Annotated in this window: 11 protein-coding genes; 1 reads left to right on the top strand and 10 read right to left on the bottom strand. The window is 70.1% G+C overall.

The window, feature by feature from the left end:
* Positions 1–96 precede the first annotated feature (96 nt).
* The 3 genes from eccA to ACH49X_RS14280 all read right to left on the bottom strand — a co-directional run bounded on the left by eccA (position 97) and on the right by ACH49X_RS14280 (position 5,027).
* Positions 97–1,857: a type VII secretion AAA-ATPase EccA gene (gene eccA / locus ACH49X_RS14290; protein WP_195077505.1), complete on the bottom strand. Its 1,761-nt coding sequence runs from the start codon at positions 1,855–1,857 to the stop codon at positions 97–99.
* A gap of 521 nt (positions 1,858–2,378) precedes the next feature.
* A complete protein-coding gene (locus ACH49X_RS14285) occupies positions 2,379–4,052 on the bottom strand; it encodes a hypothetical protein (protein ID WP_357205062.1) in 1,674 nt (557 codons plus the stop codon).
* 27 nt (positions 4,053–4,079) lie between these two features.
* Positions 4,080–5,027 (bottom strand): C40 family peptidase, encoded by a 948-nt coding sequence (locus ACH49X_RS14280; protein ID WP_195077503.1) that lies wholly within the window; start codon positions 5,025–5,027, stop codon positions 4,080–4,082.
* A 173-nt stretch (positions 5,028–5,200) separates the two neighbouring features.
* Between ACH49X_RS14280 and ACH49X_RS14275 the strand changes: the two genes are divergently transcribed.
* Entirely contained in the window at positions 5,201–6,316 is a 1,116-nt protein-coding gene (locus tag ACH49X_RS14275) for a hypothetical protein (protein ID WP_195077502.1), read from the top strand.
* A gap of 448 nt (positions 6,317–6,764) precedes the next feature.
* Here the strand turns inward: ACH49X_RS14275 and ACH49X_RS14270 are convergent, their stop codons facing one another.
* From ACH49X_RS14270 to ACH49X_RS14240, 7 genes are all read right to left on the bottom strand, one after another.
* The gene (locus ACH49X_RS14270) at positions 6,765–8,729 is read right to left on the bottom strand and encodes a type VII secretion target (RefSeq protein ID WP_357205059.1); all 1,965 of its coding nucleotides are present in this window, start codon (positions 8,727–8,729) and stop codon (positions 6,765–6,767) included.
* A gap of 101 nt (positions 8,730–8,830) precedes the next feature.
* Complete coding sequence (locus tag ACH49X_RS14265) at positions 8,831–11,410, bottom strand: hypothetical protein (RefSeq protein WP_195077500.1); 2,580 nt, start codon at positions 11,408–11,410, stop codon at positions 8,831–8,833.
* A 7-nt stretch (positions 11,411–11,417) separates the two neighbouring features.
* Positions 11,418–11,738 carry a hypothetical protein gene (locus ACH49X_RS14260; RefSeq protein ID WP_357205056.1) on the bottom strand — a complete coding sequence of 107 codons (321 nt, stop codon included), beginning with the start codon at positions 11,736–11,738 and terminating at the stop codon, positions 11,418–11,420.
* 36 nt (positions 11,739–11,774) lie between these two features.
* Complete coding sequence (locus ACH49X_RS14255; protein ID WP_323123925.1) at positions 11,775–12,155, bottom strand: hypothetical protein; 381 nt, start codon at positions 12,153–12,155, stop codon at positions 11,775–11,777.
* Complete coding sequence (locus ACH49X_RS14250; RefSeq protein WP_195077498.1) at positions 12,152–12,877, bottom strand: hypothetical protein; 726 nt, start codon at positions 12,875–12,877, stop codon at positions 12,152–12,154. Before ACH49X_RS14250 ends, ACH49X_RS14255 begins: the two co-directional genes overlap by 4 nt.
* Positions 12,874–13,212 carry a YbaB/EbfC family nucleoid-associated protein gene (locus ACH49X_RS14245; protein ID WP_195077497.1) on the bottom strand — a complete coding sequence of 113 codons (339 nt, stop codon included), beginning with the start codon at positions 13,210–13,212 and terminating at the stop codon, positions 12,874–12,876. Before ACH49X_RS14245 ends, ACH49X_RS14250 begins: the two co-directional genes overlap by 4 nt.
* A 79-nt stretch (positions 13,213–13,291) precedes the next feature.
* Complete coding sequence (locus tag ACH49X_RS14240; protein WP_357104433.1) at positions 13,292–14,773, bottom strand: PPE domain-containing protein; 1,482 nt, start codon at positions 14,771–14,773, stop codon at positions 13,292–13,294.
* Positions 14,774–14,805: the final 32 nt, after the last annotated feature.

The following is a 14,805-nucleotide window of genomic DNA, read 5'->3' as shown; positions in this document are numbered from 1 at the left end:
CGTTCCTTCCGCCGCCCTCACCAAACCGTAACCAGCGGTCACAGCATGAATACGACCGCTATTCCCGCGACTGGGAACAGCGGACCAGCGGACGCCTCACACCCGCGTGCTCGGCGCCAAACCCTCCAGCGCCGCGGTGATGTCGAACGCGTCGATCGTCATGAGTTCCTCGTCGGTCATCGCGGCGATATCGGCGTTCTCCCTGGTGAAGCGATAGTCCCGCTCGGCTTCGGCGGCCTCGACCACGTTGCGCACGAAACGGCCGTTGCCGGCCAGGTCGATCAGCCGCCTGCCGTTCTTGGTCTGCCCCGCCAGTTCCTCACACCGCAGCCGCAGCACCTCGCGGGCCTCCTCGGAGAGGATCGAATCCTTCTTCCGCGCGATGTGCTCGGCGATCTGCACCAGTTCGTCGGCACCGTAACTGGCGAAACGGATGCGCTTGGTGAAACGGGAAGCCAGGCCGTCGTTCGACGCCAGGAACCGATCGATCTGATCCTCGTAACCGGCGATGATCACGACCAGCTTGTCGCGGTCGTTCTCCATCCGGGCCAGCAGCGTGTCGACCGCTTCCTTGCCGAACGCGTCGCCGCCGGAAAGACCTTCCTGGATCAGCGTGTACGCCTCGTCGATGAACAGCACGCCGCCGAGCGCCGTGTCGATCAGCGCGTTGGTCTTGGGCGCGGTGTGGCCCAGGTGGGTGCCGACCATGTCGTTGCGTGACACCTCGATGACATCGGCGTTCTCCACGACGCCCAGACCGGCGAAGATCTTGGCGATCACGCGGGCGATGGTCGTCTTGCCGGTGCCGGGGGGCCCCGAGAAGATCAAGTGCTGCGACTTGGAATCCACCGCGAGCCCTCGCTTGGCGCGCACCTGGTCCATCAGCACGCCGGACTTGAGCCGGTCGACCTGCTCCTTGACCGAGTCCATGCCGATCTGCGCCTGCAGCAGGTCGGAGGCCTCGGCGAGGAGACTCTCGCGCTCGGCGCGCGCCGCGCTGGCGGCCGCCTCTCGTGGATCGTCACCCGTCTTCGGGTCCCACCGGTTGGTCCTGGACGCGATGAGTTCCGCGGTGGCGATCTCGAAGCGGTAGGTCTTGTCGCGCACCGCGCGCTGCCATTCCTCGCGCTCCGGCCACAGCGCCGAGCCCTGCAGTCCCTTGAGGATCTTGTCGGCGGCGTCGTGATCGCCGTTGTGCCGCATGAGCATGCCGAGCAGGAAGTGCGCGTCGGCCCAGATGTAGGACAGATTGCCCGAGGAGCTGTCCTCCACGATCCGCTGCGCGCGCGGCATGGCCTCGCCGAAGCGTCCCAGATGGGCCAGCGACTGGGCGGTCATCAGCTCGGCAGCGATGTCGAGCAGGCCGTCCTCGAGCACCGGCCGCGCGTTGCGTGCGGCGAGCACCTCCGGCCACTGCTTGGTCCGGAAGTACAGCGACATGCGCACGAAGTCGGAGACGTCGTCGCGCGGGACCTCGTCGAGAATCGCCGCGGCTTCCTGCCATTCACCGCCTTCGGCATAGGAGCACGCCTGCGCGATCGCGATCTGGTCGCGATCGGCCATCGCGACGCGCAGGCCGTACATGCCGATCTCGACCTGGCACCACAGGGCGCGGTCGACCAGACCGGCCCGCTGCTGATCGCGGTAGAGATTGTGCACCGAGCGGTAGGCGCCGTAGATCACCTCCGAGGTGACCTCGCCGGCCATGGCCCGCCCGAGCCACGCATCGCACATGTCCGGGTCGAGGTCGGTGGCGGCCCGAAACGCCGCCGCCGCGTGCTGCTCGTTGCGCACGCCACCCGCGACCAACCCAAGATTCTGAACACCCGTGTAGAACGCGTCCTCGGCCGCTGACACTCGGACTTCCCTTCCGCCGATCTAGCCTGTTCAAAAGATAGATTCCGGCGTCGGACCCCGGGTCCAGCGCCTTCCCAGTCATGGGAAGCAGTCGTCACCGCGGAGACCGTGCCGTCACATGCCAGTTTTGAACGTGCCGTCGGTTAACGGTATGTTTACCTCGGGGCCGGCAATCATCCGCCTGCAGACGGCCCCTTCGGCGGCGGCTGGCCAGCCGCGATCCGGTCCCCCAGCCGCCGCGCAGCAGGTCGGAGGACCCCGCGAAAATTCTTGCCGCTATTTAGGTGCACACTATTGAACGTTCCGACAGAAGAGGGTACTGTCTGAACACAGATCGCCAGTCCCTCATCCTGACGATCTGAACCCAATAAGCAACGGCCGGTGGCACCGGCAGGCCACCGGCCGTTGTGGGGGTAGGACTTCCCGCCGAACGGCGCTTCTACGTCTACCACTGCCGTCGATCCGACTCAGCAACCCATTCCCGTTCTTGGGAATGGGTTTTCGCGTTTCGGCGGCCTCGCTCAGCCGCGCGTGGGAGGCGCGTCCCCGTGCTCGGGCGCCGGTGCCGCCACCCGCGATCGCACCGAGTTCGCGTCGGCGAGCTCGGCGCCGTGCGCTTCGGCGCCCTTCTCCCCGACCAAGCGCAGTCGCGGCCGTGTGGACGGTGCGTGCACCACGGCGGGAACTTCCCGGGAACGACGGGTCTTGCTCCACGGGGTGACCGCGGGCCTGCGCACTTTCGGCGAGATCGTCTCCAGACGACCGCGCTTCGCCTGCACGGGGTTCGGCGTACCCGACGGCTGCGCGGCACGTCCCCAAGGGGTGGCCGTCGCTCCCGGGTTCTGCTGCGCGGAGAACGCGACTCCCGCGACCGGCGCATCGGCCGAAGGCTCCTGACCGGCGGAAGCGACCGGCTCGGTGGCCGAGCCGCTTCGGCGAGGCTCGCAGTCGGACGCGGGTCGCTGCGCCACCTCCGACACCGCGTCGCCGCCGACCGCCGTTCCGGCAGGTGCGCCTGCGTGCGCGGACGTCGCAGGAGGGCTCATCAGTCCATCGAGCCGGTCCGCCGCGTCCTTCGGCGCGACCGCGGAGATCTGCGGGTGCCGCGCGGAGTCGGCGACCCGGCTCTGCGCCGATGCGGCCGAGGCAGAACGGTCGGCCACCGGGCCTTCCGCCGAAGGCGGCAAGGCGGAACTGTCACCGCCCCGGATCGGTACTCGCGCACCGCTTTCGGGTTCATGCCGATCGGCTACATGCCTGTCGACGGGCCGTTCCCTGACACCGACCGCGTTCGCCGCATCGCGCGGCGCGACCGGGACAGGCGCACCGCCGGTTCCCTGTCCGTCCAGACCGGATGCCGCTGCGGGGGCGGGCAGCCCCGCGCGCTGTTCGCCGCGCCCGAGCGGATAGTCCCGCGCGGTGTGGCCCGGAGCTGCCGGTCCGGCGTCGGCCACGGCGCGCCGCGCCGCGTCGTCGAGCAGCGTCGACGTCGTGAAGTCCAGTGTCGAGACGTTCTCGGCGAAGTCCGCGGCGTGCCGCATGATGTCGTCGGCGTGGTCGTCGAGCACCTTCGCGAAGTGCTGCACGGCGTCGGGGTCGATGTGCAGCGGCTGGGGGCGACTCGACGACGGGACACCGAGCGCGTCGCGGGTGGCGTCGTAGACGATCCCCCTGACCAAGTCGTCGATCGCCTGCTCCAGCGGTTCGATCGCCTTGCCGACCACTTCGGCGACGATGTAGCCGATGAGGTACTGCGACATCTGCTCGCACACCCGGCGAGCGGCGGCGGCGACCAGCGGAGCCGACGAAGCGAGCGGCGGCGTCACCATGATCGAGGCGTAAGTCGCGGCCAGCGCGGCGAGTTCGGCCAGCACGGCGGCCTTGACCACGGTGATCACGGTCGCCGCCACGTCGAGCGCGCCGCCGACGAGCTCGCAGGCGCCCTCGAGTCGCCGCATGTGCGTGGCGCTCATGTGCGACCAAGTGGCGACCAGCTGCTGGTAGGACTCACCCGAGTAGAAAGCGCCCATCTGGCCGATCACGCCTGTCGCCGACTCGTGCGTGTCACGCACCTGCGCGGCGAATGTGCGCACATGCCCGGCCAAGGCGCGCACATCGTCCTCGTCGATGTCCGGGTACGGGATGCCGCAGATGTTGAGGAAGAGCGCTACCTCGCTGGGGATCTCGATCGCCACGCCGCACTCTCCTCCCCGGTCACCGGCTCACAGCACCCGCACGACGACGGCCTCGCTCGGCATCCGCGACCACTTCACCGTCGAACCCGTGTACGGCGCCTCGATGACCATGCCGTTGCCCGCGGCCAGCTGCACGTGCTCCGGTCCTCGCGTGCTGAACGAGCTGGCGGGGAACACCAGGTCACCGGGGCGCACGTCCTCGGGGTGCACTCGGACGCCGCTGTAGATCTGCTCGTAGGTGGTGCGCGGCAGCACCACGTCGCCGTGGCTGGCCTGGGCGATCGCGTACTGGGTCAGGCCGGAGCAGTCGAATCCGCCGCCGCTGGGACCACCCGCGCCGCCACCGCCCCAGACATAGGGGGTGCCGAGCCATTCGCTCGCGGCGAGCACCGCGTTGCTGCCCCGCGTGCCGTCCGAACGCACGGTGCTGCCGCGGCGCAACCGGGAAGCGGACCTGGACCTCGAGCGCGTCCGTCGCCGCCTGCGCGGGGTGGTGCCGCGCCGGGTCTGCCGGGTCGCGGGTGTCGCGGGCGGCATGATCTGCGCGGCCTGCTGCCGTGCGGCGGCGACGTCGGCGTCGACCTGCCTGGTGGCGTTGGAGATGGTGGTCTGCGCGGCATCCAGCAGCGCGGGACCGCTGAAGCGGGTGTCGCCCACCGCGGCGATCGCCTGGATCCGGCTCTGCAGATCCGCGATGTGGTTGTTCAGGCGGCCACGGCCGTTGACCGTTCCGTCACCGGACTCGCCGACGGCTTTGCTCACGATGCTGTCCTTGCCCGCATGCGATTGCGCGACCGACAGCTGCATGCTCTGCGCCTCGCCGTACCGCAGCGCCACTGCCCCCGCCTGGGGAGACAGCCCGCCGGCCAGCGCTTCGGTGGTCCTCGCCGCCTGGCCGGCGGGCTGGCCGTCGCCGTACAGCGCGAGCAGCGAGCGGAGCACACCGTCCAGGTCGTTCGTCAGTGCCGGCGCCATTCGAACTCGCCATCGCTCATCACCGACCGCCTCTCACACTTTCCAGCTATTGTGTCGCCCCAGCCGATCCCGCCGTATTCCCATCGCTGGGTGGGTAATCGAACTATGCGCCACTTCCCATAATCGGGAAGCCGAGACAATGGGGGTGACTTCTGAGAGGCGGTGGCGGCGGTATGGCAACAACGGCGACGGAAACCGAAGCCAAGAAAACGACGACCACCTCCAAAGGCAAGCATTTCTGGGTGGTGAAGCTGTACTGCCCGCCCGGAGCCTCGGAAGGGCTGCGCGCCTACATCGCCATGGCCGAGACCGCCATCCAAACCGCCGTCGACCTCCTCGGCCGCGGCATGACGACGCTGCCGCCTGCAGTGTCCGACCTGCTCGAGCCCGAGATCTACGAAACCCTCGGCAGCGGCAAGGCGGACGACGAATACCGCGCGACCGTCAACAAAGTCGAAGCCAGACAGCTGCAGCTGCTGCAGATGGACGACAAGGTGATCAAGACCTCCGCGACGGTCGCCGCCGAGCAGGTACAGGCACTGCGTTCCATCGAGAACATCGTCGAGGACCTCAACACCACCCTGAAGGCCGTTGGCACCGGCAAACTGAAATCGGCGCAGGAGCTGTCCCTGCTGAAGGCGGTCGCCCAAGCCGTGGACGCGGTGTACGACAAGGTCATCGCGATCGCCGAACTGAACGAGCAGATGGCCAACGGCGGCGGGAGCGGCAACAGCGGCTCCGGCGGATCGAACGGCTCCGGCAGCGGCGGTGCCGCCGGCGGCACCGGCGGCGCGGCCGGCTCCGGTGGCGGCGGCGACGGCGGGTTGTCCTCGCTCCTCTCGTCGTTGGCGATGCTGCCGATGATGGCGTTACCGCTGGTCCAGCAGATACCGCAGATGTTGCAGAACGCCGAAGAGCAGAAGCAGAAGAAGGCAGAGGAAGACCGGAAGAACGGCCAGCCACAGCCGGGCCAGCCGGGTCAGACACAGCCGCCCGGCACTCAAGCCGCCCCCGCCGCCGCACCGCAGCCGGGCGATCCGAATGCGCAACCCGCCGCTGTGGAAACAGCCACCGCACAACCCGGCGGCATCACCGCCGCCCCCGCCGCGAATACCGCGCCGCCGCCCGAGCCGGATGGGACTTCCACCGCGGGCACGACGCCCAGCGTGGTCCAGGCCCGGCGGACCAGGGACGTGTCGGCGGCCGATCGGCCGGCCAACGGGTCCACGCAGGACGCGACGACCGACGAACAGCCCGATCAGGACGCGGGCGCCGTCATCGAGGTGTAGCCGTCGCGCCGAGCGATCTTTCGCGCGGCGCTCGGAAGCATTCGGTGCGTGCCGCCGACCACGTTGACGTGAGCGTCGACCACCCCCGCTCGGAACGACCCGTCCGAAGATACGGCGTGATTCGCGCGCTCGACCACGCTGACGCGAGGGCCGATCACTCGGTTGGGAAGGATCCAGCGCTCCGGCGTGATTCGCGCGCTCGGCCGTCATCCGGCAGCGTCTTCGCCCTGACCGCGGCGGTCGCTCGCCGGCACGATGCCGGCGCCAGCGGCAGTCGCGTACTTGATCGAAATCGTTCTACTCGCCCTGCGGGACGGTGTGCCGTCGAGCAGCCACGGCACACCGTCTTCTCGTGCGGCCCCTCGTGACAAGGGCCGTTCCGGTGTCCGGGTCGCGGGGAGCGCCCCACCACGGCCCGGAGCACCGAAACGATGTCACGACCGGCGATTCACGATCGCTGCGAGTTCGCCGATGGCGGTGAGGTGGGCGGCGCGACGACGGTGGACGGCGGAGCCACCACGGTGGGCGGCGGCCCTCCGGCGACCTCCGGTGCGGTGACCGAGGGAACCGCGGCGGGGCGGGCGACGCGCTCGGGCTGCGCGGTGGTGGACACGGGCGCCGGTGTGGAGACGAATTGCGGATGCAGCGTGATCTGTTCGTGCGCGTAGACGGCGTCTCGCAGCGTCTGCCTGCTCGGCTCGTCGGCCAGCAGCAGCACCAACTCGTTGCAGCGCCGCTCGAAGACCATGTTCCGCAACGGGGAGGTTCCCGCGTCCAGCCGCAGCTGACCGACCTCGACCCGGCCCACGTCGACCCGCTGTCCGAGCATCGACGCGGCCAGCAGATCGTCGGCGTCGCGCAATTCGTCCCACAGTTCGCGCGCCACCGGCCGTCCGGCTTGCAGATCGGCGAGAATCCGTTCCCGGACCCGGCGCGAGGTAGCGGCTTCCGCGGGTGCGGGTCCGGAGCGCCCGAGCTGTCCGTGGGCGTCCACGGCCAGTTCCACGCAACGCGACCGCACCCCCGTGTCGGGTACCGAGGAGACGTGCTCGAGTCCGGCGATCGAACCGGCGAGCCCGAGGCGGTCGGCCGTGTCCGGGGTGAACTGGCGCAGGTCGACGTCGTAAGAGGGGCCCACGAGTCCTTCCATCGCCGCCTCGCCGAACCGCGAACGCAAGCCGGGATCGATCGGTCCGGACGAGACGAGGGCCGACAGGCTCGCGTTCGCCTTCGCGCCCCAGGCCAGACCGAACTCCGCCAGGATCCGGGCCGGATCCGTGACGCCCTCCCACGGCGATCCGGCGCCGTCGTCGGCGGAGAGCAGCTCGTCCCAGTTCCACGGGGTGGACACCTCACGCGGCAGGTACAGCCCCGCGGGCAACCAGCCGCGGCCCTCGTTCGACGTGATGAAGACGCCGACCCCGCCTGGACCGCGCATCACGGCGACCGACCAGGCCATGCCCACCGGCGAGTCCACGGCGGCGAGCACGCTGCCGAGCAGCGTTCTGGCCAGCACCAGGTCGTCGTTCACCTGGCTGCCGACCACGTACGCGGGTTCGGCCTCCTTGTCCTTCGCCGAGGCGACGGCGGCGGCGAACGGACTCGCGGCAGGCACCGGAATCGGCGACGCGTCCGACCGCCCCGCGCCGTCGGCCGGCTGTGTGGCGCCTCGATCCTCCGGGCCTGCGTTCAAGGGGCCGACACCGCCCGGCGGCATGCCCGCCGCCGCGGGCGCCGTCACTCCGGAGCTCGACGGTCCGCCCGGAGGAGGTGTCGTTCCGTTCGCGTTCGGCGTACCCGCGCCGTTGGTGCCGACCTGCTCGCCAGGAGCGCCGGGAGCGCCGGGCACGCCCGTGCCCGTGGGAGATGTCCCGTTGGGTCCACCGGGCGAGGTGCCCACGGGGTCGGCCTGGGTGCCGTCGGGCGCGGTCGAGGTGGGCCTGGCGGTCGTGGGATCGGTGGCAGACGGCTGGGCCGAGGACGGGTCGGCCGTCGCCGGTCCGTCGCCGGGCGTGGCAGCGGAGGGCGTCGGCGTGGATTGGCTCGGGTACGGAAGGCTGTGGCTGGTGCCGGGGCCCGTCGGGGACGGCTGATCGAACAGGTCGTTGGACTTACGGATCTGATTGGCGAAATCCTCGTCGGCTTGCTCGTACGCGTCGGCGGACGCACGCAACGAGTCGGCCGTGCGCTCGTGCTCTTTGGCCAGCGCCTCCCCCGCACGCTGGCGGGCGTCGTAATACCGCACCAGCGCTTCGTAGACCGGGTAAGCGATCTTGCCGTAAGTGGGCAGGAAATTCGCGAGCCACTCCGTCGGCGGTTTAGCCCACTCTGTGATGTCGCGCCCGACTCGGCGGTGCTGTTCCTCCAGCTGGCGCAGAACCACAGGGTCGACTTCCATGCTGTTTTCCGGCATGTTCGATCAGATCCTTTCCCACCACACGTCTCCCCATTGTCGATCCTTCCCATACATGGGGAGTCTTTCGCGGTGGCGCTCGGGATCCGACTCCGCCCTGCTCAGCGCCCCGGCCCCGCCGTGATGGTCGGGCGACGCGGCGCCGGAGCGGCGGGGGCGGGGGCCGGCGCGACGAAAGCCGGGTGGCCCACGATCTGGGCGTGTGCGTACACCGCGTCGCGCATGCTCTGCCGAGTCGCGTCCTCCGCCAGCAGCAGCACGAGTTCATCGCATCGCCGCTCGAAGACCATGGCGCGCAGAGCGCCCGCCTCCGACGCCGACCGCCCTTCGGCATGGTCGGCACGCAACTCACCCAGCGCGACCCTGGACACGTCGGCGCGCCGCGACAGCATCGACGCGGTGAGCAGGTCGTCGGCGTCCCGCAGCTCGTCCCACCACTCCTGCGGCACTTCACGGCCCCGCCGCAGCGCACCGAGAATCCGCTCGCGGGCAGCGGGCGCCCCCAGCGCGGCCGGCGAGCCCAGCCCGGCCTTGTGGACGCGGACGTGCGCGTCCGAGGCCAATTCCCAGCGCCGCACCCCGATCTCCGCCTCGGGTGTGGTCACGGCACGCCGGACCAGCGCCGGCGCGCCGACCAATTCGAGACGGTCGGCCAGGGTCGGCTTCGGTGCGCTGAAATCCATCGCCGACGAGGCGGCCACCGAGCCCTCGATCGGCACCTCGCCCAACTGCCGTCGCAGCCCGGCATCGACTTCCACCGATGAGGCGACAGCGGTCAGCCGGGCGCCGGACTTGCGTCCCCAGGCGATCCCGAATTCGGCCAGCACGCGTGCGGGGTCGGCGACCCCCTCCCAAGCGTTCTCGGCCACCTCCCACACCCACGGCGTGGACAACTCACGCGGCAGGAACAAGCCCGCAGGCAGCCAGCCACGGCCCTCGTTCGAGGTGACGAACGCGGTGATGCCGCTGGGATTGCGCATCACCGACACCGCCCACCCGAGCCCGAGGACCGCGTCGCCACCAGCGGCCAGGATTCCGCCGAGCAATGTGCGGGCCAGCACCAGGTCGCCGTCCACTCGCTCGCCGAGCACGAACGCGGGGGCGGCCGCCGACACCATCGCGGCGCCGACCGCAGTGCGGATCGACTCGTCGCCGTCGTCTTCGTCCTTCGCGGCGTCCGCGCGCTGCTCGATTCGCTCCGGCGGCTGCGCCTTGCCCGCGCCGCCCGCGCCGGGGGGCGGCCCCGAACTCACCGCCGTGACCTTGGGCGCGACGGCAGCCGGACGCGCGTCGCTCGGCGGGGCCGCTGCGGTCTGCTTCGCCTGGGCTTGCGGCGGCGTCGAACTCCCCTGCGCCGCCGGAGCGGACACCGGCGATCCAGGGGGAGCGACCGAGGCGGCCGGTGCGGACGATGCGATGGAACCGGGCGCCACGACGGGTGGCGGAAGGATCACCGGCGGCGGCATCGACGCGGCCGGATCTGCCGCGGACACAGCGGTACTCGTGAACCGGCCCGCTTCGGCGGCGTCGTGCGGTTCCGCTGCCGCAGCGGTGGACGAGTCATCGGGTGTCGCGGGTTCGGCGCCGTGACCGGAAGCATCCGGATCCCTTCCCTGCGCATCACGCGTATTCGTGTCCGCGACACTCTGATGGTTGTCGTCTGCCTGCACCGCCCCGTCCGAGGTGTGCGCCGGCACGACCCCGTCGGGGCCGTCCACCGGCGCGGACCGGCCCGGAACGAACGGGTCGGCGCCGGGAATCTGCCCGCGAGGCGTGACACCGGCGGCGGGCAGGCCGGGTCCGTGATCGGATGTCCCGCCCGGCAGATTGCTCACCGGGACGGTCGTCGTCCCTCCGGGCGTGTACTGGTCGCCCGTCGACGAGGGGTCGACCGGGATCTCTTCCGTCGCAACGGGATCCGTCTGCTGTCCGGGTTCGTCACCGAGCAGCGGATCGACGGGGTCGGCGGCCGGTTGATCGGCGGGGTGTTCCGGAGACACCACGACCGGCGAATCGTCCTTCGGCCGATCGGTCCGCGGCGAGCCGTCGTGCCGTGGATCGCCCGAGTGGTCGGTGGCCTGCCGGTGCTGCCCGTTGTCGGTCCCGCTGTGGTCGTCCGCATAGCGGTGGCCCGGCTCCCAAGGTCCCGGCTGCCCCAGTGCGTCGGCGATGGCGGCGAGACTGGGCAGGCCCTGCGGGCTGATCGAGTTGAGCGCCGCGCGGACGACGTCCTCCACGTCTTCCCTCGCCGCGGCGATCATCCCGGGAATCCGGTTGCGGAGGGCCTGGGCATCGGATTCGTCCTCCTCCGCCGCGGCCCGTCGTTTGATCGCGTTGATCCGCGCGGTGGTGTCGTCGACGATGTCCAGGATCTTGTGCCGGGTGCGGTACACCAGATCGGAGAAGTCTCGGAAGGTGTCCGCCGCGGCTTCCAGCGCGTCGGCGAACGCCTGCGGGTTCATCCGCTGGCGCAGCATGTCGAGCTTGACCGGAAGCAGACCGGCGCTGGAACGAACCCGATCGTCGAACTCACGCCGTCTGCCGTCGGCGTCGAGCAGATCCAACGCCCCCGCGCCGTCGCGCGCGAGACGTTCCAGCGCGCTCCAGTCCCCCGGGGAGATCGCAGGCCAGTTGTCGCCGACGATGGCATCCCAGTACGGACTGTCGCGCTCGGGCTCCATGCGCGAGTCAGACGGATTCGGCGCGACGGCGCACCGCGGCGGCGCCCGCGCGATCGGCATCGCCGTGGGTGTACGTCACCTGGGTGGTGACCTCTATCGTCGCGTCCACCCGGCGGCCGTTGGCCCGTACGGCGCGCTCGAAAGTCGTCTTCATCCACTGCGTGTGCGCCGTCAACCGCCGATCGATCTCCGATTCGGGCCGCCGTGGCACGACGAAATCACCGCTGATCTGCCCGACCTGGCTGCCGACGGTGTTGATCGCGGTCCGGAATTTCTGCGCGACGGCGACCACCTCGTGGGGGTCGTCGGTATCGAACTTGTCGGTCATGTCGCTGTCCTGTCTCGCCGTTGCGGCGGTCGGCACTCAGGTCTGGCGGAACTCGGCTTGCTCCATGGCGCGATACGACGCCTCGGTGGGAAGGTCGAACGAATCGATCGTGTACGAGCGGGTGCCCTTGTACTCCATCTCGGCACGCAGCCCCACGCGGGACTTCGCGTGCGCCAGCCGCGCGAGCTTGACGATCTGGGCGGCCAGCCACTCGTCGCCGTTGTCGCGGGCGTCGTCGGTGATGTACAGACCGATGATCTCGCCGTCCCGGTCGCATCCGACGCCGACGGTGTGGTCGGGGTTGAACACCTCGTAGGTCATGTTCCGCCAGTCCGGCTCGGCCGCCACCGGCTCGTCGACCTCATCGATGTCGTCGTAGTCGTAGTCGTCCATGTGGATCGAATGCATGTCGGTCATCGGCTGCTCTCCGAGAATTGGTCGCCGGGACGGGGATTGATCAGGTAATCGGCATCGTCGGTCACCGATTCCAGGCGTGCCGCCAGTGCGGACCAGGCGGCGTCCTCGATGCGCATGACCTGGCGCATCTGCCAGAACCGGGCGCCGAGATACAGCTCGCCGGTGCCGTCGGGGGCCACGTCCAGATGGTCGGGGCCTTCGGTGGACGGATTCAACGTCACCGCGGTCAACGGCGGGCGGGTGTCGTCGACGTTGACCAGTGTCGCGCCGCCGCCAGGGATGAAACTCTGCCGCAGTCTGGCACTGCTGCCGATCGCGACGTCGGCGCTGTTGGTGGTGATGGTGATCTCCGGATTCAACAGCAGTTGCAGCACCCACGATCGGGCCGTGTGCTCCGGGCGGTCGGCGTTGATCGCGATCGTCAGAGTCGCCGCCAAATCGATCACCAGCACCGCGTCCGTACTCGTGACACCGGCGATCACCAGACGCCGTGCCGTGCCGACCGGGTACGGCAGGTCGTCGGCGGCCAGGGACACCACGTCCGCGCCGACCCCGCCCCCGGTCGCGGGATGCGCGGAGACGGTCCCGGTGGCGACGTCGATCGTGTAGGCGACGATCGTCTCCGAGATGCCGTCCGCCACGCCGGCCAGCCGGACCAGCCCCTCGTCGTGCAGCCACCGCACGGTGTCGGCGACGGTGACCTCAGGGGCGGGCTCGGTCATCCGGTCCGCCCCCAAGCGCTCGCGACCGTTCCGGGTTCTTCGACGGGCGCCTCCATGACGCTCTGGTACTGCCGCGCCGCGTCGGCGGTGCTCTCCCTGATGGCGGCCATGATCTCGGCGACCAGTTCGGGACAGGTGAGCCGCGCGGCGGTCCCGGGTGCGAGGTAGAGGTCGGTCAGCCTGCCCATGGCATCGACTTCCGGAATGACCGCACCGCTCGGCGACGGTCTGCGGGCGCGGATGTTGTCGATCTTCTCCCGCATCTCCGCGATCCGGTGCCGCAGGCTGCGGGCGGCGTCCAGAGCCGCCTGCACGTCCGGGTGGACGGAACTCACGACGCCACCTCGCCCGCGCTCGGCTCCGTCATCACCGCGATGGCGGCTGTGCCGGTTGTTCGTTCGCGGCACTCCCTCATCATGCGTTACCTCCGGTCTGGGTCGGGGTCTGGTTGCCCGGTGTGGGCGTCGGCGGGGTCACGGTCGGCGCGATGGTCGGCCGCTCACCGATCACCGCTTCGGTGTGCGGTGTGTCGTCGACGTACATCAGGCGGTCGGGATGCCACGCCACCACGCGGTTGCGGTCGTTGCCGCCGCTCGAGTTGCCCATGCCCGGCGACATCGGCATGTACGGCATCATCGGCGAACCGCTGCCTCGCGCGGCCGTCGCGCCGGATGCCGAGGACGTGCCGAGGGGTTCGATCACCGAGGTGCGCGGCAGACCGGAACCCAGACTGGCCGCCGAGGCCACCGGCAACGCGGTCGCCTGAACGGTCTCGGCCTCGACGTCCGGGATACCGGCGCCGGGGCTGCCGACGGGCATTCCGCTGGGACTGCCCGTGCCGAGCCCGCTCGGGATTCCGAGGTCGTCGTAGCCGTAGTCGTCGAGGCCGTAGTCGTCGTATGCCTCCGAATCCGACTGCCCGAGCTGGCTCAGCGGCGTTCCGGCCGCCGACATCGCACTCATCAGGGCGGGCAGCATCTGGCTCAGCATGTTGCTGCTGCTGTCGCCACTGCCGCTGCCGGTCTTGCCGTCGCTGCCGGTCGAACTGCCCGCTTCGCTCTCGCCGACTTTCGCGCCGACCTCGGTGGAGTAGCCGGTGATCGTCTCCGCCGAACGCGCGTTCTGCTCGTTGAATTTCGCCATCGCGGCCGCGATGGCGGCTTCGTTCTTGGAGCGCATCGCCGTGAGGAGTTCTTTGCGGGTGGCGATGATCTCTTCCGGCGTGGGGTGTTTGGCTTTCGCGGTCTGGAACGCGTTGCTGTAGGTATCGATGCCGTCGGCCAGGAGCCCGAGTCCGGTGCCGAGCTGGTCGAGGAACCCGCGCCGCTGGTCGAGTTCCCCCGCCGCCGCCGTGCCGACCGGTTCCCAGTTCTGCATCGACTTCGACGCGGCGCTCACTTCCTCGATGGCCGCCAGATGCGCGCTCCCGGCGAATCGGCGCAGTGAGTCCGCGAAACCTTTGGCCGCGCTCGTTCCAGGGCCGGAGTGCAACTGCTGAGCGAAAGTCAACGGATCGACACTGCCGCCGGCGGAGGGGAACTGGATCGCAGGCATCCTGCGCCGCCCGATCTCCTGCACTTCACCCACCGGATTCGCGAGAATCTCGCCGCCGCTGCCGTTCACGGTCCTGGCGCCGCGGTCATCGGCATCGGTGTAGTCGGCGGCGGCGGCGCCGATGTTGTAGGCGGTGCGCTGGACATCGGTGAGAACGCTCGCCACTCCGTTGAGCAGCGAGGTGGCCTGCTTGTTCAGCGCGGGCACCGCGGCGGCCGAGACCGGGTCGGCGCCGCCGGGCACGACCCACCCGGTGGGCATCGCCGCCCCGGCATCACGGGCCGCCGCGGCGAGTCTCGACGCCACGGCGACGAGTTCCTGCGGATCCACCTTGAGCACCATCGCGACCTCCTCTCCTCATCCGCGCGCTGGCC

The organism is Nocardia sp. NPDC019323, from assembly GCF_044389845.1.
GTDB lineage: Bacteria > Actinomycetota > Actinomycetes > Mycobacteriales > Mycobacteriaceae > Nocardia > Nocardia implantans.
The sequence above is the reverse complement of the archived record's forward strand: the minus strand, read 5'-3'. Positions and strand labels throughout refer to the sequence as shown.